Raw genomic sequence first — 26,018 nt, forward strand, 5'->3', positions numbered from 1 at the left:
ATGACTCGCATCTCGTCCCGTCGCTGGCTGAGCCTTCCGCTGCTGGCCGCCCTGGCGCTGCCGGGCTGCGGCGGCAAGCTCAAGCAGTTCGTGCACTTCGAGGGTCAGATCACCAAGTCCAAGATGAACGCCGATGGCTCGGTGACCACGACCACCGAGACCTACGACGACTGGGACGAGATGAAGGAGGCCCTGGCCGCCTCGGCCAAGGAGCTGCGCGCGACCACCAAGGAGCTCATCAGCACGCTCGTCGACGTGCCTCCCCCGGGTGAGGTCAAGCTCGGAGATCTCTCGCCCGAGTTCTCGGCCTACGAGGGCAAGGCCGCGTTCGACTTCGTGGGCAAGCTCGTGGGTCGGGTCGAGGGCGACGGCACGGTCGAGGGCGAGGGCGGCTTCACCTACGTCCAGATCGGCGTCCCCACCTACGACGAGTTCTTCAAGGCCTCGGCCGAGTTCCACGCGTTCGTGGTGCAGACCCGCGAGTCGGTGCTCAAGCTGCGCGCGCTGGCCCAGGCCCGGATCCAGGCCACCATGAACGGCCGCGTCGACGCCAAGATGAGCCTGGGCGACGTGGTCGCGCTGGCGCTGAAGCAAGCGCCCGACGCGGGCGGCAGCGTGGGCGGCAAGGCCAAGGGGGCCCTCGGCGGCGCGTTCGAGTCGGGCGAGGGCGTGCCCGACGACCTGGTCGAGATGCGCGACCTGGCCCTGTCGATCGGCCGCTCGGCGCCTCAATTCGTCGAGAAGACCCAGCGCCTGATCCAGACCGGCCGCCAGCTCGTGACCGGAGCGCCCAGCTCGATCACCAACCCCAAGACCGTCTTGCACATCGATCTCATCGTCAAGGGCCTCGAGGACAGCGTCCGGGTGATCGGCGACAGCGGCAAGATGCTCGGCGACCTGGCCAAGCAGCTCGCGACGCTCAAGAAGCAATAGCGGGTCCCACGGCGTCTCGGACCACGCCTGCCAATGCTGGTTGCGCAAACGGCGCAGCTTGACTCCCTCGCAGATGGCCTTAGGGTGCGGCCGCTTTCCGCGGACGACGGCTGACCGGCCCCCTGGGCTCGCCGTCGACGCGAGCTGACCTTGGGAGGAACGCGCCCGTGTCCGACGCCACCAACGATTCCGCCACTGCATCGGGAACCCACGAGTTCAAGGCCGAGGTCGCCGCCGTGCTGCGGCTGGTGACCAACTCGCTCTACACCAACCGCGAGATCTTCCTGCGGGAGCTGGTCTCCAACGCCTCCGATGCGCTCGACAAGGCCCGCTTCGTCGCGCTCGTCGACAAGGACCTGCGCGACCAGGAGCTGACGCCCCACATCCAGATCATCGCCGACCAGGCGCGGGGCGTGCTGGTGATCGAGGACGTGGGCATCGGCATGAGCGAGCAGGAGGCCACGCAGAACCTCGGCACCATCGCGCACTCGGGCACCCTGCGCTTCCTCGAGCAAGCGGCGACCGAGCAAGCCGAGGGCAAGCGCCCCGACCTCGATCTCATCGGCCAGTTCGGCGTGGGCTTCTACAGCGCCTTCATGGTGGCCGATCGCATCGACGTCCACAGCCTCTCGGCGCGGCCCGGGCACGAGCCGATCCACTGGAGCAGCGACGGCACCTCGTTCTCCATCGGACCCTCGGCGCGCAAGCTCCGGGGCACCCGCATCGAGCTGCACCTCAAGGACGACGCCAAGGAGTTCCTCGATCGCTGGCGCATCGAGGGCATCGTCAAGCGCTACAGCAACTTCGTGCTCTACCCCATCAAGCTGCAGCGCGTCGACGACAAGGGCGTCAACGACGGCGACAACCGCCAGATCAACGCCGCGTCGGCGTTCTGGACCCGCAGCGCCAAGGACGTCTCCGACGACGACTACAAGGAGTTCTACACCCACGTGATGGGCGGCTTCGTGCTGCCCGGCGACGAGCCGCTCGCGCGGCTGCACCTGTCGCTCGACGCCCCGATCCAGTTCAAGGCCGTGCTCTACGTGCCGGGCCGGCGCCCGCCGGACCTGTTCAACGAGGACGCCAAGGCGCTGCAGCTCTATGCGCGGCGGGTGCTGGTGATGGAGAGCTGCGACAAGCTCCTGCCCACGTACCTGCGGTTCGTGCGAGGCGTGGTCGACTCTGAGGACCTGCCGCTCAACGTCTCGCGCGAGATGCTGCAGGAGCACCAGTCGCTGGCCGCGATCCGCCGTCAGCTCACCCGCAAGGTGCTCAAGCTGCTCGAGGACACGGCCACCGACGAGCCCGAGAACTACGCGAGGCTGTGGGAGGAGTTCGGGGTCTTCATCAAGGAGGGCCTGCACACCGACAACGCCCACCGCGAGCAGATCACGGGGCTGCTTCGCTTCGCCAGCACCGGCAGCGACGGCAAGCTGGTCTCCCTGCACGAGTACGTCGAGGCGATGCCGGAGGGCCAGGAGGCGATCTACTACATCACGGGGGACTCGACGGCGGCACTGGCCCGCAGCCCCCACCTCGAGGCCGTGCGGGCCCGCGGCTACGCGGTGCTCCTGATGACCGATGCGGTCGACGAGTGGGTGGTGCAGGACCTGCGCGAGCACGAGGGCAAGCCGCTGCGCAGCGTGACCCAGGGCGGCGACCTCGGGCTGTCCAAGGACGCCAACGAGACCAAGGACGGAGACGAGCCGTCGGCCGAGGCCTCCGACATCGATCCGCTGCTGCGCGTGGCCAAGCAGGTGCTCGGCGACCGGGTCAAGGAGGTGCGTGCCTCCTCGCGCCTCACCGACAGCACCGCGTGCCTGGTCGACGACGAGGGCGGGCTGTCGCGCAACATGGAGCGGATCCTGCGGATGGCCAACCGCGACGTGCCCACCCGGCCGCGGATCCTCGAGCTCAATCCCGGACACGCGTTCGTTCGCGCCGCCAACGAGCTGGCCGCCGCCTCGCTCGAGGCTGCCCCGGAGGCAGGCTCGGAGCCCCCGCAGCCGCTGCGTACGTGGGTCGAGCTGCTGCACGACCAGGCCAACCTCGCCGAGGGCACCGTGGCCGATCCGGCGGGGGTGGTACTGCGGATCCAGAGCCTGCTGGATCGCGTGGCGGGCCTGCGCACGGAAGAGCCGACCCCGTGAGCGCTCGCCTCGGCGTGTTGCTGGTGAACCTCGGGACCCCCGACGCACCCCGCCCCCCCGAGGTGCGTCGCTACTTGCGGGAATTCCTCTCCGACCCGCGGGTGCTCGACATCAACCCGGTGACGCGGTGGCTGCTGCTCAACCTGGTCATCCTGCCGCTGCGGCCACAGCGTAGCGCACGGGCCTACACCAAGGTCTGGAGCGAGCAAGGCTCGCCCTTGCTGGTCCACGGCCGCTCCCTGCGAGCGGCGCTGGCCGAGCGCCTGCCCACGCTGCCCGTGGTGCTGGCCATGCGCTATGGCACCCCCTCGATCGCAGCCGCCCTCGACCAGCTCCGCGCCGATGGATGTGATCACGTGGTGGTGCTGCCCTTGTTCCCGCAGTACGCCAGCAGCTCCACCGGCTCGGCGGTCGAGGCCGTCTACCGCGAGGCCGGTCGGCGCTGGAACACGCCGATGATCACCGTGGTGCCCCCGTTCTTCGACGACCTGCGCTTCGTGGAGGCGTTCGCCCAGGTCGGCCAGCCCGTGCTCGACGAGCTGCGGCCCGATCACGTGCTGATGTCGTTCCACGGCCTGCCCGAGCGCCACATGCACAAGAGCGACGAGAGCGGCGGGCACTGCCTGCGCAGCGACGATTGCTGCCGCAAGATCACCGATGCCAACCGCAACTGCTACCGGGCCCAGTGCTTCGCCACCGCACGGGCCCTGGCCGGACGCCTAGGGCTGTCGGAGGGCGACTGGAGCGTGGCCTTCCAGTCCCGGCTGGGGCGGGATCCGTGGATCAAGCCCTACACCGACGAGCGCCTCGTCGAGCTCGCCCGCGGGGGCACGAAGCGACTGGCCGTGTTCTGCCCCGCGTTCGTGGCCGACTGCCTCGAGACCCTCGAGGAGATCGGCATGCGGGCCGACGAGGACTTCCGCGCGGCGGGAGGAGAGCGGCTGATGCTCGTCCCCTCGCTCAATGCCCACCCCACATGGGTCGATGCCGTGGCGGGGATGATCGAGGAGGCCCTGCCCCACGGAGTTCGGCGCCGGCTGGCGGCCGAGCGCGAGGCGGCGCGGGAATGAATTTTTAGATCGGGCCCGGGATCGGTGCGTACCCCCGTCCCGCGCTGGCCGTGGTGCCAGCGGGAGCCCAAGCATGCGTTCATCCCTCCTCGGTCTCGTGATCCTGTCGGCGGGCCTCGCCGGCTGTGCCAGCCACCGCGCCGCCACGACCCCACCGTCGGCCCCCCTCGCCCTCGCCGCCCCGGCCGATCCGGGTCAGCGCGCAGAGGCTCCCGACGCGGATGGGCGAGGCACCCCGGGCTCCCCCGATCGCACCGCCGAGGCCCGCGACGGCCGCTGGATCAGCGCCGCGACCTCGAGCGACTTCATGCTCGTGGGCGCCCAGGACGAGGCATTCGGGGTGTGGATCGACGTGCCCAGGGGCGCATCCCCCGGTCACGTGCCCACCGCGATGTCGCTGACGATCGACACCTCGGGCTCCATGCAGGGCGACAAGATCGAGCACGCGCGCGAGGCCGCACGGCGGATCGTGAGCGAGCTTCACGACGGCGACGTGCTCTCGATCGTGACGTTCGCCAGCGGCAGCCGCGTGCGCGTGGCCCCCACCGTGATCGACGCCCGCACGCGCCGACACGCCCTGGCCGTGATCGACGAGCTGTCGGCCGACGGTGGCACCGCGATGTTCGAGGGCCTCAAGGTGGCCGAGTCGCAGCTGTGGGGCACCCCCGACACCCACCTGGTTCGCCGCATGGTGGTGATCTCCGATGGGATCGCGACCGAGGGCCCGTCCTCGCCCGACGAGCTGGCGCGCGTGGCCGAGGTGGGCCTGCAGCGGGGGATCCAGGTGACCGCGATCGGCGTGGGCCTCGACTACGACGAGAGCACCCTCAACGCCCTGGCCATTCGCACCAGCGGACGCCTCTACCACGTCGAGCACAGCGAGCAGCTGCCCAAGATCGTGGCCCAGGAGGTCGCCCTGCTCGAGGCCACGGCCGCCACCGACGTGGAGGTGGAGCTGGTGGCCGCCCCGGGCGTGGAGATCATCGGCACCGACAGCGCGCAGACGCGGTGGTCGGGGGGCAACCTCGTGGTGCCGGTGGGCACGATGTTCGAGGGCCAGCAGCGCGAGCTGCTGGTGCGCGCGCGGGTCGACGGCGCGACCGAGGGCACCAAGGTGCTCGCCAGCGTGCGCATGCACTTCCGCGACCCCGCGCAGGACGGGCTGCAGCGCGTGCAGGAGACGGTGCTGCGCGCCACGGTGACCCGTGACCCCTCGCTGGTGCTCGCGCACGTCAACAGCCGCACCCAGACCCTGCTCGCGATGCGCGAGGCCTCGATGATGGCCCAGCAGGCCTCGCTGCGGGCCAACGACGGCGACCTCGACCGCGCCGACGAGGAGCTCGCCCGCGCCGAGCAGCGCCTGCACCAGCAGGCCGCGCTCGCGTCCACCAAGGAGGAGAAGGAGCAGGTCATGCGCTCGGCCGAGAAGCTCGGCAACACCCGCAAGGACCTGGCCAAGGCCAAGAAGGCGCCCGCCGCCGCGCGGGCCAAGGCCAGCCGCAAGGCCGCGCTGGATCTGAACGACGCGGCGATGGACGCGTTCGGGTACTGATCGCCGCATGCACGGCCCCGCGGCTCGCAGCCGCAGGCGAGCCCCCGTGGTACCTCGAGAGGGCCCGGGGGCTCGCCCGCATGCGGCCACGAGCGGCGACGGCAGTGGCGGCGATCGAGCACGATCGAGCGCACGCGCTCACGTTCGGCACGCCCTGGCTCGCGGCTGGGGGCCGGGCTCGACGCGGCACCATCCTTGCAGTCGTCCGAGGTCCGAGAACGACCATGGGTACCAACGACGAAAAGGACATCAACAAGCTCAACTCCTTCCTTCGCGGAGAGATCTCCGCCGTGGAGGCCTATGACCAGTGCATCGAGGCGATGAAGGATGCCACCGTCGTGGCGCAGCTACGCAAGCTCAAGGCCTCGCACGAGTACCGAGTCGGCCAGCTCACGCAGCGGATCCAGGCGCTGGGCGGTCAGCCGGCCAAGGGCTCGGGCGCCTGGGGATCCATCGTCAAGCTGGTCGAGGGCGGCGCCAAGGCGTTCGGCGAGTCGGCCGCGATCTCGGCGCTCGAAGAGGGTGAGGACCACGGCAAGAAGGACTACGCCGACCTCAGCGACCTGAGCATGGCGAGCCGAGACTTCGTCAACCGGGTGCTGGTGCCCGAGCAGCAGCGAACCCACGACATCCTCAGCCAGCTCCAGCACCGGGTGTAGACGGGCCGCCGCATCGGGGGTTTGACCGGGCCGCGACGCGCCCCCGATACTGACGACCATGACAGGGAGCGGTCCTCGACCGAGACGGCACGCAGCGCTGGCGCTCCTGGCCCTGGCCTCGACGCTGTCGGCGGGCACGGCCCTGGCGGCACCGATCGAGCGCGTCGATCAGCGCGGGCAGTACTGGGTGTTCGACGACGTCGACGGCTCGGTCGAGGCCGCCTACTGGTTCGACCGCGAGGGCTTCCTCGACGGCTACCAGCAGGTCGAGGACGGGTTCCTCGCCGTGCACCCCGACGACAGCCAGTTCCTCGTGGTCTACACCACGTGGTCGCTGCCCGCCGGAATCGGCGCGTTCTTCCAGTCGGTGGCCAACGACGTGCACGGGATCGGCTACGAGCACATCGCGCTCGAGGATGCCGTGATCCCCGAGCCGTACTTCGACGACACCCCCAATTCCCAGGTCGAGGGCTTCTTGCACCTGAACCGCTGGACGCAGTACCTGGGCGACGATCCCGGCGGAACCAACGACCTGACGATCTCGCTCATCTTCGGGCAGGAGCTGGGGCACGCGTGGGGCTCGTTCGTGTACTTCAGCCAGGACGGCGGCCCGGGCGAGCTGGGCCTGTTGGGCCGGGCCCATGCCCACTGGTCGTTCTACATGGACACCGGAGGCTCGCCGATGCAGGGACACACCTGGGTCGACAATGGCGACGGCACGTTCACCGCCCACCCGACCGACCTCTACGTGTTCAGCGACCTCGATCTCTACCTGATGGGGCTCTTGCCCGCGCAGGACGTGGCCCCGTGGTTCATCATCGAGGATCCCACCGACTGCGTGGACGCGGCCTCGGGCGACGGGGTGTGTGCGCCGGTGGATGCGTTCCAGTTCGAAGCCCCCACGTACACCGTGACGGGCACGCGGCGGGACGTGAGCCTCGACGACGTGCTGGCGGTCGAGGGGCCGCGGATGCCCGCGTGGCCCGACGCGCCGAGTGAATTCGACGTGTCGTTCCTGCTGATCAAGCGACCCGACGAGGCGCTGTCGTACGAGCAGCTCGCGGCGCTCGATGGGATCGTGGCGCGCTCGATCGAGCTGTTCGAGCTGCAGACGCGCGGGCTGGGCCGGGTGGTGAATCGCACGCAGAGCGACGATCCACCCCCGCCGCCGCCCGAGGAGGGCACCAGCAGCGGCGGGCTCGATGACACGGCCGGCAGCGGGCCCACCGAGGCGTCGACGAGCGGGGACACGGGCGGGACCTCGGGCCAGGGCGCCCACGACGATGGCGACGGAGGCTGCGGCTGCCGCAGCGAGCCGGCCTCCGATCGCGGCCCCGCGCTTGGCCTGTTGGGGTTGCTGGCGCTGGTCACCCGACGACGACGTCGCCGGGCGGCGCCGTAGGATCGCCCGCGCGCAAGGACTACGCCACCAGGCCCGGCTCGGCCGCCGCGACCCAGGTCGTGCCGGTCGGCTCGTCCGGCTCCGCGGCTCCGAGCACGATTCCGGCCCGCAATAGCGCCTCGGCCAGCGCCTCGGGCCCGGGCCGCATCAGGGTCGCCACATAGCGGTACCCGATGTCCTCGAGCTCTTCCTCCGGCTCGGCGTGCAGCAGCATGCCATCGGGACGCCACCATAGCGTGCGGTAGCCGTGGAAGGCCCGGAGCTGGTGGACGAGATCGGCGACGGACGGCAGCTGGCCCATGCGCGGACCCTGGCAGGTCGGGCCGATCGGGGGCAAGAAATCGACGAAGCCGACCGCTCAGCCACGTACTCCGGAGCGCTCGATCACCTCGGCCATGCGCCGGGCCGCCTCGAGCATCCGTGGCCCCGGACGGCCCGTGAAGCGCTCGTCGAGCGCATGCACCCGACCCGCGCGGGCCGCGGGCAGCGCCTCGAGGCCGCGCCGCCCCACGAGGTTGCCCGGGTCGAGCTTGGCCTCGTCCACCCCACACCACGACACGAAGCACAGCTCCGGGGCAGCACGAACGAGCTCCTCCGGCTCGATGCACACGCTGGCCCCCGGGCGATCGCCGAACACGTTCACGCCTCCGGCGAGCTCGATGAGCTCCCGAGCGTAGGTGTCACGCCCGGGCGAGAACATCGGCCGCGGCCACCACTCGAGGTAGATCCGCACGGGCTCGCGGGGCTGGCCCCGGCGGAGCGCCGCGACCTCCGCTTGCATCCGGGCCACCACCTCCTCCGCGCGGCCCCCAAGGCCCAGCCGCGCCCCCACGCGGCGGAGATCCTCGAGCACGTCGGCCACGCTGCGCGGGGCCAGCACGACCTGGGGGATCGCTCGGGCACGCAGGCCGGTGACGATGCGCTCCATGCCGGGGACGCTGAGCGAGCTGACCACCAGCTCGGGCCGCAGCGCCGCCACGCGATCGAGGTCGGGCCCGAGATCGGGCCCGAGGCGCGGGAGCCCGGCGGCGGCCGGCGGGTGATCGGTGGAGTCCTCGCAGGCGAGCACGCGGTCGAAGGCACCGAGGGCGTCGACCAGCTCGGCGTTGCTCGGCGCGAGGGTCACCAGCGTCGAGGCGGGGGCCGAAGGGAGCGGATCCCCGAGCGACTCGACGTCGAAGGGGCCCTCGTGGAGCACATGGCCGTCCTCGGTGCGCAGGCTCAGCTCGAAGCAGCCGCGCGCGGCCAGCCAGCAGCGGGCCGCATGCGGCACGTCGGGATCATCGGCCACCCGTGCGTCGACGAGCTGCTCCGACCGCCGAAACCACGCCCGCCCCGGCCTGCCCTCGCCCGCGACCGGTCGCAGCACGAAGCGCTCGTCGTGCGCGGTGCCTCCCGGGGTCGCGGGATCCAGCACCGCCACGTGGCGGCGCGTCTGCCAGCGGAGCTCGGGCTTTCGCATGCTCGCAGGAGCATAGCCCGTCGCTCCGGATTCGTGGCGTCCGCCTCACTCCCGACTCGGCCTGCTCGCGATCGCGCCGCGCACGGCGGCCAGCAGCGTGGCCTTGTCGTAGGGCTTCTCGACGAATCCCGCCAGCGTCTGGTCGGCGAAGCCGCCGATGATCTCCTGCTCGCCATGGCCGCTGCACAGCACCACCGGCACCCGTCCGTCGATGAGCCGCAGCTCCCGGAGCATCTGCTCGCCTCCCATGCGGGGCATGGTCAGGTCGAGCACGATGCACGCGATCTGATCGCGGTGCTCGCGGAACTGCTCCAGGCCATCGACCCCATCGCAGGCGGTCAAGACCTCGAAGCCGGCCCGCTTGATGATCTGCTTGCCCACCGTGCGCACGATCGTGTCGTCGTCGACCAGCAGCACGATGCCTGGGCGGCTGTCCTCGACCGGCGCGGGGACCTCTGCCGCGCCCGCGCCCGCGTGGACCCTCAAGCGGTCGCACAGGTCGGCGGCCCGCCGCGCCGCGAGCTCGATGTCCGCGAGGGACTCACGCGAGGTCGACCCCGCGGGCAGCTCGTCTCGGACCATCTCCGCATTGGCGAGGATTCCAACCAGCAGGTCGTTGAACTCGCGGGCGATGCCAGCGGCGAGCGCCCGCAGGCTCTCGAGCGCCAGCGCCTCCGGGCTCCTGGGCTCCGGCCCACGGCGCTCCTCCTCGGCGAGGCGTCGCTCGTGCGCGGCGACGGCCAGCTCTTCGAGCGGCTGCTTGGTCTGGTCCACGGCGTGGTCCTCGCGCGCTTGCGCGATGCGACGATCATAGAGGGTTCCACGCGGCACGGCGACCGCGAAGCACCAGACCGCGCAGCACCGGGTTTGCTCCTCAGGTGATGCGCTCGCCAGGCCGGCTGGTCTGGGGATCGAGCAGCGGCAGCGTCAGCGAGGGCTCGTCGCCCGCCACCAGCACCATGCCCTCGCTGGTGCCAAACGGCATCTTGCGCGGCGCGAGATTGGCCACCACCATCACGTGCTTGCCCACGAGCGCGGCCGGCTCGGAGAAGCTCCTGGCAATCCCGCTGAACACGGTGCGCTGCCCCAGCGGGCCGAGATCCAGGGTGAAGCGCAGCAGCTTCTTGCTGCCCTCGACCGTCTCGCACGCGAGCACTCGGGCCACCCGGAGATCGATCGGCGTGAATCGATCGAAGGCGACGGTCGGCTCGAGCGCGGGCACCTCGTAGTCGGGGACGGCCGCGGCCTCGGCGGGGCCCTCGGCCGCGGCGGCCGCGGCGGCCGCGTTGGCCTCGTTGCCCATCGTCTCCTTGCTCGCCTCGAGGATCGCCTCGATCGCCGCGGGCTTGATCCGCTCGGCCAGCGTCTCGTACTCGCCGATCGCATGACCATGGGGCAGCGGCTGCCCGCTCTCGAACGACAGCGGCGTGGGCAGCCGCAAGAACCGCTCCACGGCGGCCGCCCACCCCGGCAGCACCGGCTTGAGCATGGCGGCCACCACCTGCGTGGCGTAGACCCCCGCCGAGCAGATCGCGTGGGCGCGCCCCGGGTCGGTGGCTGCCAGCTTCCACGGCGCGCCCTCGGTGAGGTAGAGGTTGAAGTCCTCCGCCACCTCCATGGCCAGGCGCACCGCCTTGCTCGATTCGAACTCGCGGTAGAGCCCGGACGCCTGCGCCAGGCGCTCCTGGGCTCGAGCCACCAGCGGCGCGGCGTCCTCCGGCAGCGCCGCCACCGTGCCGCCCAGGCGCGAGGTGATGAACTTGACGCTGCGGCTGGCGAGGTTGGCCGCCTTGTTCACCAGGTCGGCGTTGATGCGCGCCACGAAGTCGTCGAAGCTGAGATCGATGTCTTCTTGGTTGCCGCCGAGCTTGGCCGCGAAGTAGTAGCGCAGGTACTCGGCCGGGAGGTGATCGAGGTAGGTGCGCGCGAGCACGAACGTGCCCCGCGACTTGGACATCTTCTCGCCGTTGATGGTGAGCCAGCCGTGCACGTGCACGCGCGAGGGGATGGTGTAGCCGGCCGCGTGGAGCATGGCCGGCCAGAACAGGCAGTGGAAGTAGACGATGTCCTTGCCGATCACGTGGACGATCTCGGTGTCGTCCGGCGTCGTCTTCCAGTAGGCATCGAAGCACTGGCCGGGCCCTGCGTGCCGATCCGCGCACCACTTGTCGGTGGCGGCGATGTATCCGATCGGCGCGTCGAACCACACGTAGAAGAACTTGCCGGGATGCCCGGGGATCGCAAAGCCGAAGTACGGGGCGTCGCGGCTGATGTCCCAGTCGCGCAGCCCGTCGTCGACCCAGCGCATCACGTAGTTGCGCACCGAGTCCTGCAGCACGGTGTGGCCGCCCTCGGCGCGGTCGCGCAGCCACTGGCGCAGGAACTCCTCGTGCCGGGAGAGCGGCACGAACAGGTGCTCGGACGAGCGCAGCACCGGGGCGGTGCCACACACCACGCAGCGAGGCTCGTGGAGCTCGGTGGGCGCGTAGGTGCTGCCGCACTTCTCGCAGTTGTCGCCGTACTGATCGGGCGACTCGCACTTGGGGCAGGTGCCCTTGACGAAGCGATCGGGCAGGAACATCTGGTCGTGCGGGCAGTAGAGCTGCTCCACGTCGCGCGAGACCACGTCGCCGCGCGCCTCCATGGCGGTGAAGATCGCCTCGGCGTGCCGGCGGTTCTCCTCGCTGTGGGTGGTGTGGAAGATGTCGTAGCCGATCGAGAACTCGTCGAAGTCGCGACGATGCTCGTCGTAGGCGCGAGCCACCAGCGCCTCGGGGGTGATCCCCTCGCGGCGGGCCCGGGTCTCGATCGGGGTCCCGTGCGCGTCGTCGGCCCACATGAACACGCAGTCGTCGCCCGCCTGCTTGCGCGCGCGCACGTAGACATCGGTCTGGATGAACTCGAGCATGTGCCCGAGGTGGACGGCGCCGTTGGCGTAGGGCAGAGCGGCAGTGACCAGGACCCGCTTGGACATGGTGAGCGATGCTTACCACGCCTCGGGGTCAGCCGCCCTCGGACGGAGCGGCCCTGGTCCCGGTGCGATGGGCCACGTAGGCGTCGATGACCGCGTCGAACATCCAGCCCCCCAGGATTTCCCGACCGCGGTGGTTCAAGTGCTTGAGGTCCCCCGAGGCCAGCGGAGGCTTCTTCTTGCGCCACTCCACCATCGAGCCGGCCCCGCCCATCGCGGTGAAGCTGTCGAAGAACGCACAGCCGGTCTTCTCCGCGACCTCGCGCTGGGCGGCCACGATGAGCTCCACGTGCTCGGCCTTGATGTCGAACTCGAGCGACTTGGCCCGGTCGATCATCGCCGTGATGAGGCACGACATCTCGGGCTTGCCCGCGCGCACGCGCTTGACCGCCTCGCTGTACTCCTCCACGTATTGCTCGTGGCCGAGCTTGCCGGTGGCCACGCGGCGGGTGTCGTTGCCCCCGTAGGTGAACACCACCAGGTCCGGGTCGCGATGGGCGATCTGGCCGGCGATGTGCTCGGGATCCCAGGCCAGCATGCGCTTGGTGAACGCGCCGAGCATGCTGAACTGCTCCCAGGTGATCCCGGGGCCGTCGGTCTCGAGCACGACGCCGTAGCCCCGCACGCGCCCGCCTCCCAGCGCGCGCAGGCGGATCTGGTGGGGACCGGCCTCCACGTCGATCGGGTGATAGCGGTCCTCGAGCGCCTCGCCTCGGGTCTCGATCACCTCGGGCTCGCCCTTGTCGACGCGGACCTCCAGGCGTCCGCCGCGGGTGTCGGCCGCGTACCACACCTCGTACTTGGAGACCTTGCCGCCCAGCTCGTGGTCGCGGGTGGAGATCCGCGTGCGGGCCCCCCCGTCGGACCAGAAGGTGGTGCCGCCGAGGCCGTAGAACCCGTCCTTCTTGCACAGATAGGCGATGTAGCAGTGGTCCCAGCCGTCGGCGTCGAGCTCCACCCAGTGGTGCAGGTAGTTGGGCATGTAGCGCTGCAAGAGCACCAGGCCCGCGCCGCCGTCCCCAAAGCGGGTCTGGAACCGGGTGCGCAGCACGCTGGGGAGATCGTCGGCGCCGATCATCGACGCACCGAGGTGCACGACTCGCACGACCTCCTCGGCCCCGTCGTCGATGCGAGCGAGCCGATCGAAGAAGTAGGACAGCGCCTCGGGTCGATCGAGGCGCTGCTGGGGGGTCACGCGATCCTCCGGCCGCGGCTGCCAGGCGGGCTCGGGCGGCGGTGCGGGCTCGGCCTTGGCACCGGGGCCCTCGTCGGCCTGGTCACCGGCCGGGCCCTTGGTCGACCCTTCGACCTTCCCCTCTCCGCTCACGACCCCCGAGGCATCGGCGGGCGAGGCCTTGGCCAGCTCCGAGCCGGGTCGCCCCTCCTCCTTGCTGCTGGGCGCCGCACAACCAGTGGGTCCGAGGGTCATCAGTCCGAGGGTCGAGAGCACGAAGGCTCTCATCCCACCGAGGGGCCAAGGGGAGCGAAAGCGGGCGGATGCAAGCACGGGTCCTCCTGAGGCGTCGTCGCCGCGGTGGCGCCTCGCGACCAAACATGCAACACCACGCGCCGCGTGCCCACCCCACCCCCGCCCTGGCCCCTCTCATGCCCCATGACGCGGGATGTCACCGTCGCGTCACCGGGTCTCTCCCCGTTCCACAATCGTAGTCTCGGGCACCGATTTGACCGCGGGGGCCGCATTTCCTAAGGTGATCGCGACACCTTGCGCATCGCGCAAGGACGCGTACTCGAGGCTCGCTGGATCGCACAATTCACGGCGTGAGCGGAGCCTCATGCTCCGCGACCAAACCTACGCATGCTGTTCCCCACGTTCGACTTCCTGCTGTTCGCCCTGCCGGTGCTCATCGGCTTTTGGGCGCTGGCAGAGCGGCCGGTGGCGCGGGTGCTGTTCCTGCTGTGCGCCAGCTACTTCTTCTACATGGCGGGGCCCAAGACCGAGCCCCTGCCCGCCCCCTGGTACTACGCGGGGCTGCTGGCCTTCTCCACCCTGCTCGACTTCGTGGCGGGCGGGGCCATCCATCGCCTGGCCCCCGCGGCCGACGGTGACGATCCACGGCGCGCCGCCTGGGCCCGGCGCAAGCAGGGCGCATGGCTGCTGGCCAGCCTCGTGGGCAACCTGGGCCTGCTCGGCTACTTCAAGTACGCCAACTTCCTCATCGAGGCGTTCGGCGACATCGCAGGGGCGGCGGGGATTCCGGTGTCCGGGCTGCACCTCGACGTGGTGCTGCCGCTGGGGATCAGCTTCTACACGTTCCAGAGCCTGAGCTACACCCTCGACATCTGGCGCGGGCGGCTCGAGCCCGAGCCCTCGCTGCGGCGCTTCGCCCTGTTCGTGGTGTTCTTTCCGCAGCTGGTGGCGGGGCCGATCGTGCGGGCCAAGGAGCTCTTGCCCCAGCTGCGGGCGGGCCCCCGCTTCTCGCGGGAGGGGCTCGAGGTGGGGGCCTTTCGCATCTGCAAGGGCCTGGTCAAGAAGGTCGTGCTCGGCGACTTCATCGCCGTGGCGCTCACCGATCGGATCTTCGATGCGCCCACCACGTTCTCGTCGGCCGAGCTGATGGTGGCGCTCTACGCCTACACGCTGCAGATCTACGCCGACTTCTCGGGCTACTCCGACATCGCGATCGGGCTGTCGCGCATGCTGGGCTTTTCCATCCCCGAGAACTTCGACCGCCCCTATCAATCGCGCGACATCGCCGAGTACTGGCGACGCTGGCACATGACGCTGTCGACGTGGCTGCGCGACTACGTGTTCTTCTCGGTGCTCTCGCGCCTGGGCTCGCGCTGGGGCTACTTCGCGGTGTGGCTCACCATGTTCCTGGTGGGCATGTGGCACGGCGCGAGCTGGAACTTCGTGTTCTACGCCAACATCCACGCGCTGGCGATGGTGTTCAACCGCTGGAATCGCACCCGGCCGCCCCAGCCCCTCTCGCGGAGGCTGCTGCTGTGGCCGCTGGGCCTGGGTGCGATCGCAGCCGCCGTGGCCGGCATCGCATGGTTCGGTCTGCGGCTGCCGTGGCCACAGGCGATCGGGGTGGGCGTGGGCGTGGCGGTGCTGATGCTGGGGATCAGCGCGCTGCCGAGCGCCGGAGGCCGCCTCAACGCCGCCGCCCACGTCGCGCTGACCTTCCACCTGCTGGTGCTCTCGCGGATCTTCTTCCGCTCGCCCGATCTGGCCACCTCTCGCGACTTCATCACGGGCCTGGTCGCGCTCGACGGGCATGGCATCCGCCCTGGCCTCACCACCCCGTGGGTGTGGGGCCTGCTCGCCTTCGGCCTCGTCTACCACCTCACCCCGCGCCGGTGGGTCGACGAGTCCCTGTGCCGCGCCTTCCGTCGGGTTCCCGGCGTGGTGCTGGGCCTGGGATTCATCGCGCTCGCCTACGGGCTCATGCGGCTGATGCAGGACCAGCCGCGAGCCTTCATCTACTTCCAGTTCTGATTGCCAGCGCTGACCGGGATCATGGACACGCCCACCCAAGGCCGGCCCGCGAAGGGGCTGCTCGACGACGACGGACGCGACGCCTCGTATGGCCGCACCGACGACGAGACGCTGCCGCGGATCCACCCGTTCATGCTGCGCAAGGTCGGGCCCGCGATCCTCGTGATCATCGCGAGCCTGGTCTGCGTGTACGCCGTGCCCGGGCTGGCCTCGATGCGGCCATGGGTGCCCGGCGATCCCGTGCCGTTCTGGAACGTCCTGGGGCGTCCGTTCGAGGGCGAGCAGCTGCAGCAGACCGAAGAGCGGGTGGCCAAGGTCGACGCGATCGTGCAGGAGGCGCTGACCGAGGCCGCCGAGCCCGTGATCGTGGCCGAGCGACCCACTCCGGTGGTCACCGAGCCGCCCCCCAACGGCGGACTGCCGGCCTATGTGCCGCATCCCGACGACGACAAGCCCGTGGAGCAGTCGATCGAGCTGCCCACCGGGCACGAGCTCGACCGCTACTTCGAGGCGCTCGCGCGTACCGACGCCGGGCTGCCGGGTGCGCTCACCCGCGCGGTGCACTGGGGCGACTCGGCGATCGGCGTCGATGGCATCACCTCGGCCATTCGCAAGCGCCTGCAGGCTCGCTTCGGCGACGGCGGGCACGGCTTCCACGTGGTGGCGCCGCCCAACAGCTCCTACCGGCACCGGGGCGTGCGCTTCGAACACAACGGACAGTGGAGCCTGTGCTTCATCATCAACAAGTGCCGCGGCGACGGGCACTACGGGCTGGGCGGCACCACCTCTCGCTCCACGGGAGGGGCCGAGAGCCGCTTCTCGCCCGATCCCAAGCACAGCTCGGGGCACGTCTCGCGCTTCGAGGTCTGGTACGCCGCGGCGCCCCGCGGCGGCCGGATCAAGCTGAGGGTCGACGACCAGGAGCCGGTCGTCCTCGAGACGGTGGCCGAGGCGCTCGAGGATCGCTGGCACGCGATCGACGTCCCCGACGGCCCTCACCGGCTCACGGTGCGCGCGGCCGGAGGCGGGCGGGCGCGGGTCTACGGGGTGGTGCTCGAGCGCGAGGGCCCGGGCGTGGTGTGGGATGGGCTGTCGCTGGTGGGCGCGTTCACCCGGCGGATGATGGAATTCGATCCCGACCACCTGCGCGCGCAGCTCCAGCACCGGGCACCCGAGCTGGTGGTGCTCACGTTCGGCGGCAACGACATGATCCGCAGCGTCAGCATGGAGACCTACGCCGAGGAGTACCGCAAGGTGATCCAGCGGATCCGCACGGCTCGCCCCGAGATGGACTGCCTGGTGATGTCGCCGCTCGACCACGGCGAGCGCCGCGGGGTGCGGATCGTCAGCCAGGACGTGGTCGTGCCCATGGTGGAGGCCCAGCGCAGGGTGGCCCGCGAGGAGGGCTGTGCCTTCTACGACACCTTCATGGCCCAGGGCGGCGAGGGCTCGGCCGGCCGATGGTTCCGCCAGTCGCCGCGCCTGGTCAGCGGCGACCTGAGCCATGTGACGATGAACGGGCAGATCGTGATCGGCGAGATGTTCTACCGCGCCTTGGTCGAAGCCTACGTGGGCTACCGCAAGCGCGAGGCCAATGGCGCCACGGGTGATCGATGACCGCACGCAGCCTCCACCGCACGTTCCTGCGCTCCGCCGCCGCCCACCCCGAGCGTCCCGCGCTCGAGGTGGATGGTCGGGTGCTGACCTACGCGGAGCTCCGGCTGCGGGCGCTCGCCGTCGCGGCCACCCTGCAAGCGCGGCGCCCGGCCGAGGGCCCCCCGCTGACCGCCGTGCTGGGGCAGCGCTCCGTCGAGGGCTTTGCCGGGATCCTGGGCGCGCTGTGCTCGGGGCACGGCTACGTGCCGCTCTTGCCCAGCATGCCGCCGGCTCGGATCGCGCTGATGCTCGAGCGCTCGCGCGCGCGCTGCCTGGTGGTCGACGCCGCCGGGGCGCGGCTGCTGCCGGAAGTGCTGCCGCGGGTGCCCCAGGCGCTGACGGTGATCGGGCCCGACGACGTGGACGAGGCGCCCACCGAGGCGCCCACCGAGTCGCCCACCGAGTCATGGGTCGAGCCCAGCGTGGGCGAGGACGACATCGCCTATCTGCTGTTCACCTCGGGCAGCACCGGGCAGCCCAAGGGGGTGATGGTGGCCCACCGCAACATCGCGCGGTTCCTCGAGGTGGTCACCGAGCGCTACGGACTGCGGCCCGAGGATCGCTTCTCGCACCTGTTCGACGTGACCTTCGATCTGTCGCTGTTCGATCTGTTCGGGGCGTGGAGCGTGGGCGGGTGCCTTTGCTGCCCCACCGGGATGCAGCGCCTGTTCCCGGCACGCTACGTGGACGAGGCGGGGCTGACGGTGTGGTTCTCGGTGCCCTCGACGGCGCTGTTGATGCAGCAGACCCATGCGCTCGAGCCCGGCTCGCTGCCGGGGCTGCGGTGGTCGCTGTTCTGCGGCGAGGCGCTGCCCATGAAGGTGGCGCGGGCGTTCGCGGCGGCCGCCAGCAACTCGGTGGTGGAGAACCTCTACGGTCCCACCGAGCTCACGCTCGCGTGTACGGTGCATCGGCTCGGGCCCCCGGATGGAGGTGAGGACGACGGCGAGGTGGTGCCGATCGGAGAGCCCTACCCCGGCATGGAGGCACGGGTGGTCGACGAGTCGCTGCGCGAGGTGGCCCCGGGCGACAGCGGCGAGCTGCTGATGACCGGTCCCCAGCTGGCGCTCGGCTACTGGGACGACCCCGAGCGCACGGCGACGGCGTTCGTGACCTTGCCTGGTTCGGGGCCTGGTTCGGAGCCCGAAGACCACCCGGGGCGCACGTACTATCGCACGGGAGACCTGGTGCGACGGCCGCGAGAAGGCGAGCCGCTGCGGTTCCTCGGGCGCATCGACTCGCAGATCAAGCTGCGAGGGTTTCGGGTGGAGCTCGGAGAGATCGAGGCCGCGCTGCGCCAGGCCTCGGGGCTGCCGGTGGCGGTGGCGCTCGGCTGGCCCGTTGCGGCCCCCGGCGGAGCCGAGGCGGTGGTGGCCTTCATCGACGACGCCACGATCGACGTGAACGCGGTGCTGGAGCGCGTGGCCGAGCGCCTGCCGAGCTACATGGTGCCGAGGGAGATCCGGGTGGTCGATCGCTTTCCGCTCAACGCCAACGGGAAGATCGATCGCAATGAGCTACGGGCCCGGCTCGGGGCCGAGCCTGCTGGGTCGCAGTGATGCCCGTCGCACGCGCCGCAGGCGGCGGTGCTAGGCTTGGTGACCTGGCCGTTTGGCCATGATGGCAGCGGCGCGAGCGCTCGAGGTCCCCGATGCTCCCGTTCTTCAACACCTCCGGCCCGTGCATCCCGGGCGAGCACTACATGCTGCCGCCCGAGCGACGGCTGGGTGATGTGCTCGCGCTGATCGAGGAGCGGCGCTACTTCACGCTGCACGCCGGGCGGCAGACCGGCAAGACCACGAGTCTGATGTGGCTCGAGCGCCACCTCAACGCGACGGGGCGCTGGTGCGCGCTGTGGGTCGACCTCCAGACGGCCCGCGAGACGCCCGACGTCCAGGAGGCGATGACCGCAATCTTCGCGGCCTTCGAGCGGACGCTCGCGTTTCGTCATCCACGGCGTCCTCGGCTCGAGGCCGACGAGCGCACCGCCATGCTGGCCACGCCCAAGAGCGCGCTGCTGGCCCATCTCACCCGCCTCGCCGAGCTCGATCCGCTCCCGCTGGTGCTCCTGCTCGACGAGGCGGATGGCCTGGTTGGCGAGGCGATGGTCTCGTTCCTCACCCAGCTGCGGCACGGGTACATCGAGCGCAGCCTCGTACCCTTCCCGGCCAGCGTGGTGCTCGTGGGGCAGCGGCAGGTGCGGGACTACGCGATGCGGGAGGAGGACCGCAAGGCGCTCGCGTGGCTCGGCACCACCTCGCCGTTCAACATCACCGCCGAGGCCACCACCTTGGGCCCGTTCACCGAGGCCGAGGTGGGCGAGCTGCTCGAGCAGCACACCACGGCCACCGGGCAGCGGTTCTCGCCCGAAGCCGTGGCCCGGATCGGAGCGCTGGGCCGCGGGCATCCGTGGCTCACCAACGCCCTCGCCGATCAGATCGTACGCCGCGACGTGACCGATCGCGCGGTGGAGCTCACCGCGGCCCACGTGGAGGCGGCCAAGGAGACGATCATCCTCGAGCGCCGCACCCACATCGACTCGCTGGTCGCCCGCCTGCGCGAGGAACGGGTGCGGCGGATCCTCGCGCCCATGCTGGTGGGCGACCGCGCCACGGGGGACGTGCTCGACGACGATTTCGCCTACGTGCTGGGCCTGGGCCTGCTGCGCGCGAGCGGGGGCAGGTACGAGATCGCCAACCCGATCTACGCCGAGGTCCTGCCCCGCGCGCTCACCTACCACCAGCAGATGCAGATCGCCAACGAGCCGGCCTGGTACGTGCGCCCCGACGGCTCGCTCGACATGCCCAAGCTGATGGCCGACTGGCAGGTGTTCTGGCGCAAGGACGGGCACCTCGCGGCCGACGGCTTCCACTACCGCGAGGCAGGCCCGCACCTGATGCTCATGGCGTTCCTGCAGCGGGTGGTCAACGGGGGCGGGCGGATCGAACGCGAGTACGCGCTGGGTCGGGGGGCGCTCGACTTGCTGGTGGAGTGGCGGGGGCATCGACACGCGATCGAGCTCAAGCTGCGCCGCAAGACCGAGACCGAGACCGAGGCGCTCGACCAGCTGCTGCGGTACCTCGACCACGTCGGTCTCGATGAAGGCTGGCTGGTCATGTTCGACCTGCGCTCGACGATGCCCTGGGACGAGCGGCTGACCCAGCGCGAGGTGGAGCGCCGGGGCAAGCGGGTGCACGTGGTCGGGTGCTGAGCGGGCACGGAATCTCGTCGAGCACGAGTGAACCGGATAGACTCGCACTCACAGCTCGGGAGCCCCACGATGGAAGACACCTCGCCTCCACGCGTCGACGAGCCTGCCGACATCGGCTCGCTCTTCAATCCATTCGACCCCGCGCAGCTCGAGGATCCATACCCGGTCTATGCGCTGGCCCGGCGCCACACGCCGGTGTTCTACAGCGAGCGTCTGGGCGTGTGGGTCGTCACTCGCCACGCGGATCTATGCACCGTCTTGCGCGATCCAGCGTTCTCGTCGGCCGGCTCGCTCGAGGCGACGACCAGCTTCGCCCCGGAGGTGCACGCAGTGCTGAGCGAGGGGTACCTGACGTTCACCTCGCTGGTCCAGAGCGACCCTCCGGATCACACCCGCATTCGCAACGCCTTCAACAAGGCCCTCTCGCCCTCGCGCGTCGCGGCGATGGAGCCGAGCATCCGCAAGATCGCGAACGAGCTGATCGACGGCTTCGTGAGCGAGGGAGAGGCCGACCTGATGTCCCGGTTCGCCTATCCCCTCCCGGGCATCGTCATCTCCGACCTCCTCGGCATTCCGCGGTCCGACGTCGCGATGCTCAAGCCGTGGTCCAACGACAAGCAGGTGCTCCTCGCCGCGAACGAGACGACTGCGCGGCTCGTCGAGGCGGCACGCGGGTACGTCTCGCTGCAGCGCTACTTCCTCGAGCACTTCGAGGACCGGGCGCGCGAGCCCAAGGACGACCTCATCACGCTGCTCCTACCCAAGGAGATGGGCGGGAACGCGCCGCTCAGCGTGCAAGAGGCGGTGTGCAACGCGATGGACCTCCTCGCCGCCGGGCACGAGACGACGAGCGATCTCATCGGCAACGGCCTCGTCCTCTTCATCGAGCACCCCGATCAGGCGGCAGCGGTCCGCGCGGACGCGAGCCTCATCCCGACCGCCGTCGATGAGATCCTGCGCGCGGATACACCGATCCGCGGCATGTTCCGCGTCGCGAAGACCGACTACGAGCTCGGGGGCGCAACCATTCCGGCGGGCGCGAAGGTGTTCGTCCTCTATGGGTCCGGGAACCGTGACGAGGCCCGGTTCCGCGACCCGGATCGCTTCGACATCCACCGCAAGGACGACGGTGCCCACATCGCCTTCGGAAAGGGCATCCACTATTGCGTCGGCAACGCCCTCGCGCGTCTCGAAGCGCGCGTCGCGTTCGAGCTGCTCCTACGGCGGTTGCCCAATGTGCGGTACCACCCGAGCCTGCCCGCCGAGCGCCGGCCCTACCTGATCCTGCGAGGCTTCGAGCGCCTGCCCCTCGCGTGGGATGTCTCGGACCGCGCCTGACGTCGGGCTTGGGCACTTCGCTGCGCGCCGATGCGCTTCGGGCCGTGCCATCATCCCGGAACATGGTTCAACCCGCGTCGTTCCTTCCTTCGTGTCTCCACCCTGCGACTGGCGCTCCACGGCGGGGCATCCTGGCCATGCTCGTGGCGACCAGCGCGTGCATCGTCGACCCCGCCTCGTCCACCGACGAGCTCGAGACCGGCGCGCTGCGGACGGCGCTGCTGCTCGGCGAGGATCCGTCCTGGGAGCAGGTCGAGCAGCACGGCGACCTTCCCCCGCCGAGCTGGGAGGGCGGCGTGTCGTTCGCCCGCTCCGTCCACCAGCCGAACGTCGTCCATCGCTTTGGCGGGCAGGACGGGATCTTTCCCGAGGACTTCACCCGCAACGACTTCCACGCGCTGGACCTCGAGACCTTCACCTGGACCGATCTCGGCTCGGCGCAGACTCCTGGCCCGCGCGCCGACACGGTCGTGGTCCCCGGCCCCTGTGGGAACTGCGTGAGCATCGTGGGCGGTCGCGGCAGGTTCCGCACCGGCGCGGATCTGATGTTCCCCGAGATGTGGACGTACCACACCCAGAGTCACCAGTGGGAGGCGGTCCCGGCCGAAGACCTCGGCGATCCGCTGGCCGTTCGTCGGTCCTCGGCGCTGGTCGTGACGGCCCCCGTCGCGGGGCATCCCAACAAGACGGTGACCTACGTGTTCGGGGGCGTGGGCAACACGCTGTCGAGGTTCGCCACCACGCCCACGGGTCTACGCAACGACGTGGCGGTCCGCGATCCGGACACGGGCTGGAGCACCGTCGCCACGCACGGAACGGCGCCTGCACCTCGTGCCTGGTGCGCGGGAGGCTACGATTCCTCCAACCATGCCCTGCTGGTCCTTGGTGGCTATCGCCTGGGTGAGGACCAGGGCCCGGACACTCCGGCGTGGGAGCTGTTCGGGCCCACGAACTACGCAGACGATCTGTGGTCGCTCGACCTGGCGACGATGACGTGGACCGAGCTCGACCCGAGCGGACCGCGGCCCTCCCCGCGCGACAACGCGGTCGCGTTCTTCGACGCCGAGCGCGCGGGCCTCGTGGTCTACGGCGGGCAGAGCTTCGACGGGCTGCGGGACGACCTGTGGTTCTACTCGGTCGAGGACGATGCGTGGGTCGAGGTTGTGCTCGATGAGGCGGCTTCGGTCCCACCCGTCCGCGTGGGGGGCGTCTTCGTCGTGCGGCAGACCGCGACCGCCTACGAGCTCTACCTGCACGGCGGGGCGTCGTCCGACGGCGGAGCGAGCGTGTTCTACGACGACCTGTGGCGCCTGCGCTGGCCCAAGGCCTAGCTAGATCCCGCCGTAGGGCACCCAGCTGGGCCCGCCGTCGAGCCACCAGGCGTCCTTGTTCTCCCAGCACCAGTAGTTGATCTCGACGTTGCTGTTGATCGACCACTCCGCGCACCACCGGTCGTTGCTTCCATTGAAGTAGTTGAAGAACGCCTCACCCTGGGGAGGAAGGCCGTAGAGGCTTCGCGGGAGGATCGCGGCCACGAGCATGAACGTGGTGGTCCCCAGCTCGCCCCAGTATGCGGCCCCCCAGCCACCGAAACCACACGCGATCAGGTTGGCTCGATCGCTCTCGCAGATCGCATCCATCAGCAGATAGGGGAAGTCCTCGGCTTCGAGGAAGGTCCCCGTCGGGGTGGGGACGGAGATCGCGGTCCACGAGGGCATCGCGGGGGGAGCATCGGGATCACTGGGAGGCTCCGCCGTGACGTAGGTGGTGAGCCCCTCGTAGGGCCGCGGCGCTCCGCTGGGCCTGACTCGCAGGTTGCGGAACTGGACGTTGTCTGCCGCCTCGGCGAACAGCCCGACTTGCCCCCCCTCGAATTCCGGGTACCCCTCGAAGTACTCGAGCTGATGCATGCCGATCTCGATGAGATGCCTGCGGCCTACGCTGGTGTCGCCGTGGGTGATGCGGATGGCGCCCCAGCCCGGGCCCACGGGGAATCCCAGCGACGGCTCCTCCAGCGCCTTGAGGCGCACGCCATCACGGACGATCGTGAGCTCGGCGGCGTGAGCCCCCAGGCTGAAGCGATAGAAGTTGTCATCGTCCTGGTACCCGTAGATGATCCCCAGGCTACCGTCGGCGTCGGGATCGGCCCGGTACTCCACCCAGTACTCGGAGGAACGGGTGTAGCCCGGGGACTCGTGGCGAGCCAGCTCGAAGCGCGGAGGGGCAATCATGTTGACCCCGAGCTGGTGCCTCCAGGAGTTGGCGTTGGAGTACGCGTAGTACGGAGATCCCGCCCAGATCATGGTGTCGCTGGGCTGGTCGTACGAGACGATCCACTGCCCTTGGTTGGCCTCGGTGTGCCGCGGCCAGGTGTCGTGGCCCCGCTCGAGGTCCGCCTGCCAGTCGTCGCTCCACCCCGCGAGGCTGCGATCGGAGATCACGTGGTCGTAGATCCGCGCGTCGCCGATCGGACCGGTGAACTCGCCCGTGCCGTCGCTGCGCTGGCCGATGCCGAGCCCGACGGAGAGTGAGGGGGCGAGCTGCACGCCCGGAGTGCCCGTCTGCGATGCGAGCACGCGCCCGTTGACCAGCAGGCGAAAGCGGCCCGTGCTGGCGTCGTACGTGGCGTATACCACCGAGACCCGTTCCGCCACGCCGAGCATGTGCCCGTCGAGCTGCAGCAGCTGTCCGTTCGCCAGGCGCACCTCGGCCTGAACCCACTGTCCCTGTACGGACAGCGAGTAGCCACCGTTTTGGTCGACGTTGTCGATGATCCACTGGCGCTCGGCGGGCAGGCTGCCCGACCACCAGGCACGATCGATGCGAGCGCCGAAGGTGACCGCATCGAGGGGCTCGAGGCCTTCGTCGGCGGCGACCACCAGCCCCATGCCCGGGCCGAACACGCGATCGGGGCGATCGAGGTTGCTCGCCCCCCCACTGAAGGCGCAGCCGGACTGCGAGCAGCCCTCGACCTGCGCCGTCCTCGTGCAGCTGGGGAACGCGCTGGTGTCCACGGTCGTCTCGACCGGCACCTCGCCAAAGCCCCCGTAGAAGCAGTCGAGCAGCGGCCACGAGCCCAGCAGGCCCGGCTCGGGCAAGAGCTGGTTGCTGTTCCACAGCCGCTGCAGCTCGGCGAAGCCCACGATGTCGTCGGGCACGCCCTCGATGACATAGAGCGGGCCCGTCTCGAGCGCCGCCCGAGTGCCCGTCTGGTCGTCCGAGCCGCCGATGAGGATCTCCCACTGCTCGATCGACTCGCCACCCGCTTGGAACAGCGAGGCGTGGGCCTCGCCGTCGACATAGAGAATCAGCCAGCTATCGTCCCCGTGCTGACGCACCTGCAAGGCCAGCGCATGCCACTCCCCCTGCGTCATCGGCGTGGTCCCCCCGACGGACTGGGAGTCTCGCCCCAGGCTCCATGTGCTTTGCATGAGATCGTAGCTCGCGCTCAGCTCTTGCCCCTGGGGACCGTTGACCCGCAGCCAGTCGAGCTGGGGGCTGAGTCGATCGATCTGATCCTGCACGTCCTCGCCCTGGCTGGCGCGCCGTTGGAGGTTGGCGAGCGCGGCATCGTGATGCCACCGCACCATGCTGGTGTAGACGACCGAGCGATCGGCCGCGAGCGGGATCGAGCGCGCGTCCGTGGCCGTCCATGCGGCCGACTGGGGATCGATGGACACGATGCGGGTGCCGTACCTCGTGGTGGCCATCCCGACCTCGTCGGCCAGGCCCATGCTGGTGGGCTCGACGTGGTAGTCGTCGTAGATCTCGACGCAGACGGGCTCGTAGTCCGCGCAGCAATCGCCGTAGCCCGTGCATAGATCGTCGCAGTAGCACGAGCCAGCGTTGCCTCCGCAGTGGCCCTCGCACGATGACGATGACGATGGCGCGCAGGCTTGGGGCGTGTAGTCGTCGCAGCAATCGCCCAAGAACATGCACGCGTCATCGCAGAAGCAAGACTCCGCGCCCACGACCACCTGCCCCGTGCACGCGCCCGCGCACGAGAGCCCCTCGGCGTGCGCGGTGGTGGGAGTCAGTCCAAGCGCCGCCGCGCCGCTCGCCATTGCCACGAGGGCTCCGATCTTCCAGCTCTTCATCGTCATTCTCCAGGACTAGCCCGCGCTGGAACCACCGCCCATGAGGGCTCCACCCCA

General features: G+C 70.2%; 18 protein-coding genes. 12 read left to right on the plus strand and 6 right to left on the minus strand.

What is annotated here, in order from left to right:
• The 6 genes from OEB96_RS22425 (at position 1) to OEB96_RS22450 (ending at position 7,766) form a co-directional block, all read left to right on the plus strand.
• Complete coding sequence (locus OEB96_RS22425) at positions 1 to 933, plus strand: hypothetical protein (RefSeq protein ID WP_266218643.1); 933 nt, start codon at positions 1 to 3, stop codon at positions 931 to 933.
• Between the two features lie 167 nt (positions 934 to 1,100).
• Positions 1,101 to 3,083 (plus strand): molecular chaperone HtpG, encoded by a 1,983-nt coding sequence (gene htpG / locus OEB96_RS22430; protein WP_266218644.1) that lies wholly within the window; start codon positions 1,101 to 1,103, stop codon positions 3,081 to 3,083.
• Complete coding sequence (gene hemH, locus OEB96_RS22435; protein WP_266218646.1) at positions 3,080 to 4,153, plus strand: ferrochelatase; 1,074 nt, start codon at positions 3,080 to 3,082, stop codon at positions 4,151 to 4,153. The genes htpG and hemH overlap by 4 nt, the downstream gene beginning before the upstream one ends.
• Before the next feature lie 73 nt (positions 4,154 to 4,226).
• Positions 4,227 to 5,705 (plus strand): vWA domain-containing protein, encoded by a 1,479-nt coding sequence (locus OEB96_RS22440; RefSeq protein WP_266218648.1) that lies wholly within the window; start codon positions 4,227 to 4,229, stop codon positions 5,703 to 5,705.
• A gap of 224 nt (positions 5,706 to 5,929) precedes the next feature.
• Entirely contained in the window at positions 5,930 to 6,364 is a 435-nt protein-coding gene (locus OEB96_RS22445) for a DUF2383 domain-containing protein (protein WP_266218650.1), read from the plus strand.
• A 58-nt stretch (positions 6,365 to 6,422) separates the two neighbouring features.
• Entirely contained in the window at positions 6,423 to 7,766 is a 1,344-nt protein-coding gene (locus OEB96_RS22450) for an MYXO-CTERM sorting domain-containing protein (RefSeq protein ID WP_266218651.1), read from the plus strand.
• A 19-nt stretch (positions 7,767 to 7,785) separates the two neighbouring features.
• Here the strand turns inward: OEB96_RS22450 and OEB96_RS22455 are convergent, their stop codons facing one another.
• From OEB96_RS22455 to OEB96_RS22475, 5 genes are read right to left on the minus strand one after another with little or no spacing between them, the layout of a single operon-like run.
• On the minus strand, positions 7,786 to 8,067 hold the full coding sequence (locus tag OEB96_RS22455; protein ID WP_266218653.1) for a hypothetical protein: 282 nt from the start codon (positions 8,065 to 8,067) through the stop codon (positions 7,786 to 7,788).
• Positions 8,068 to 8,124: 57 nt separating this feature from the next.
• Complete coding sequence (locus OEB96_RS22460) at positions 8,125 to 9,228, minus strand: helical backbone metal receptor (protein WP_266218654.1); 1,104 nt, start codon at positions 9,226 to 9,228, stop codon at positions 8,125 to 8,127.
• Positions 9,229 to 9,273: 45 nt separating this feature from the next.
• The gene (locus OEB96_RS22465; protein WP_266218656.1) at positions 9,274 to 10,059 is read right to left on the minus strand and encodes a response regulator; all 786 of its coding nucleotides are present in this window, start codon (positions 10,057 to 10,059) and stop codon (positions 9,274 to 9,276) included.
• 43 nt (positions 10,060 to 10,102) lie between these two features.
• Positions 10,103 to 12,202, minus strand: coding sequence for a methionine--tRNA ligase (metG, locus tag OEB96_RS22470; protein ID WP_266218658.1), 2,100 nt, complete (start codon positions 12,200 to 12,202; stop codon positions 10,103 to 10,105).
• Positions 12,203 to 12,230: 28 nt separating this feature from the next.
• On the minus strand, positions 12,231 to 13,649 hold the full coding sequence (locus OEB96_RS22475; RefSeq protein ID WP_266218660.1) for a GDSL-type esterase/lipase family protein: 1,419 nt from the start codon (positions 13,647 to 13,649) through the stop codon (positions 12,231 to 12,233).
• Positions 13,650 to 14,015: 366 nt separating this feature from the next.
• Between OEB96_RS22475 and OEB96_RS22480 the strand changes: the two genes are divergently transcribed.
• The 6 genes from OEB96_RS22480 to OEB96_RS22505 all read left to right on the plus strand — a co-directional run bounded on the left by OEB96_RS22480 (position 14,016) and on the right by OEB96_RS22505 (position 23,195).
• Positions 14,016 to 15,659: an MBOAT family O-acyltransferase gene (locus tag OEB96_RS22480; RefSeq protein ID WP_266218661.1), complete on the plus strand. Its 1,644-nt coding sequence runs from the start codon at positions 14,016 to 14,018 to the stop codon at positions 15,657 to 15,659.
• A 21-nt stretch (positions 15,660 to 15,680) separates the two neighbouring features.
• Positions 15,681 to 17,276, plus strand: a complete 1,596-nt coding sequence (locus tag OEB96_RS22485) for a GDSL-type esterase/lipase family protein (RefSeq protein ID WP_266218663.1) — start codon at positions 15,681 to 15,683, stop codon at positions 17,274 to 17,276.
• Positions 17,273 to 18,874 (plus strand): amino acid adenylation domain-containing protein, encoded by a 1,602-nt coding sequence (locus OEB96_RS22490; protein WP_266218665.1) that lies wholly within the window; start codon positions 17,273 to 17,275, stop codon positions 18,872 to 18,874. The genes OEB96_RS22485 and OEB96_RS22490 overlap by 4 nt, the downstream gene beginning before the upstream one ends.
• A gap of 92 nt (positions 18,875 to 18,966) precedes the next feature.
• Positions 18,967 to 20,526: an endonuclease NucS domain-containing protein gene (locus tag OEB96_RS22495; RefSeq protein WP_266218667.1), complete on the plus strand. Its 1,560-nt coding sequence runs from the start codon at positions 18,967 to 18,969 to the stop codon at positions 20,524 to 20,526.
• 69 nt (positions 20,527 to 20,595) lie between these two features.
• Positions 20,596 to 21,864 (plus strand): cytochrome P450, encoded by a 1,269-nt coding sequence (locus OEB96_RS22500; RefSeq protein ID WP_266218669.1) that lies wholly within the window; start codon positions 20,596 to 20,598, stop codon positions 21,862 to 21,864.
• 137 nt (positions 21,865 to 22,001) lie between these two features.
• Positions 22,002 to 23,195 (plus strand): Kelch repeat-containing protein, encoded by a 1,194-nt coding sequence (locus tag OEB96_RS22505; protein ID WP_266218671.1) that lies wholly within the window; start codon positions 22,002 to 22,004, stop codon positions 23,193 to 23,195.
• On the opposite strand, the gene OEB96_RS22510 is transcribed toward OEB96_RS22505, so the two are convergent.
• Positions 23,196 to 25,961 (minus strand): LamG-like jellyroll fold domain-containing protein, encoded by a 2,766-nt coding sequence (locus OEB96_RS22510; protein ID WP_266218672.1) that lies wholly within the window; start codon positions 25,959 to 25,961, stop codon positions 23,196 to 23,198.
• Positions 25,962 to 26,018: the final 57 nt, after the last annotated feature.

Origin of the sequence: Paraliomyxa miuraensis (genome assembly GCF_026337845.1) — a bacterium.
Taxonomy (GTDB): Bacteria; Myxococcota_A; Polyangia; order Nannocystales; family Nannocystaceae; genus Paraliomyxa; species Paraliomyxa miuraensis.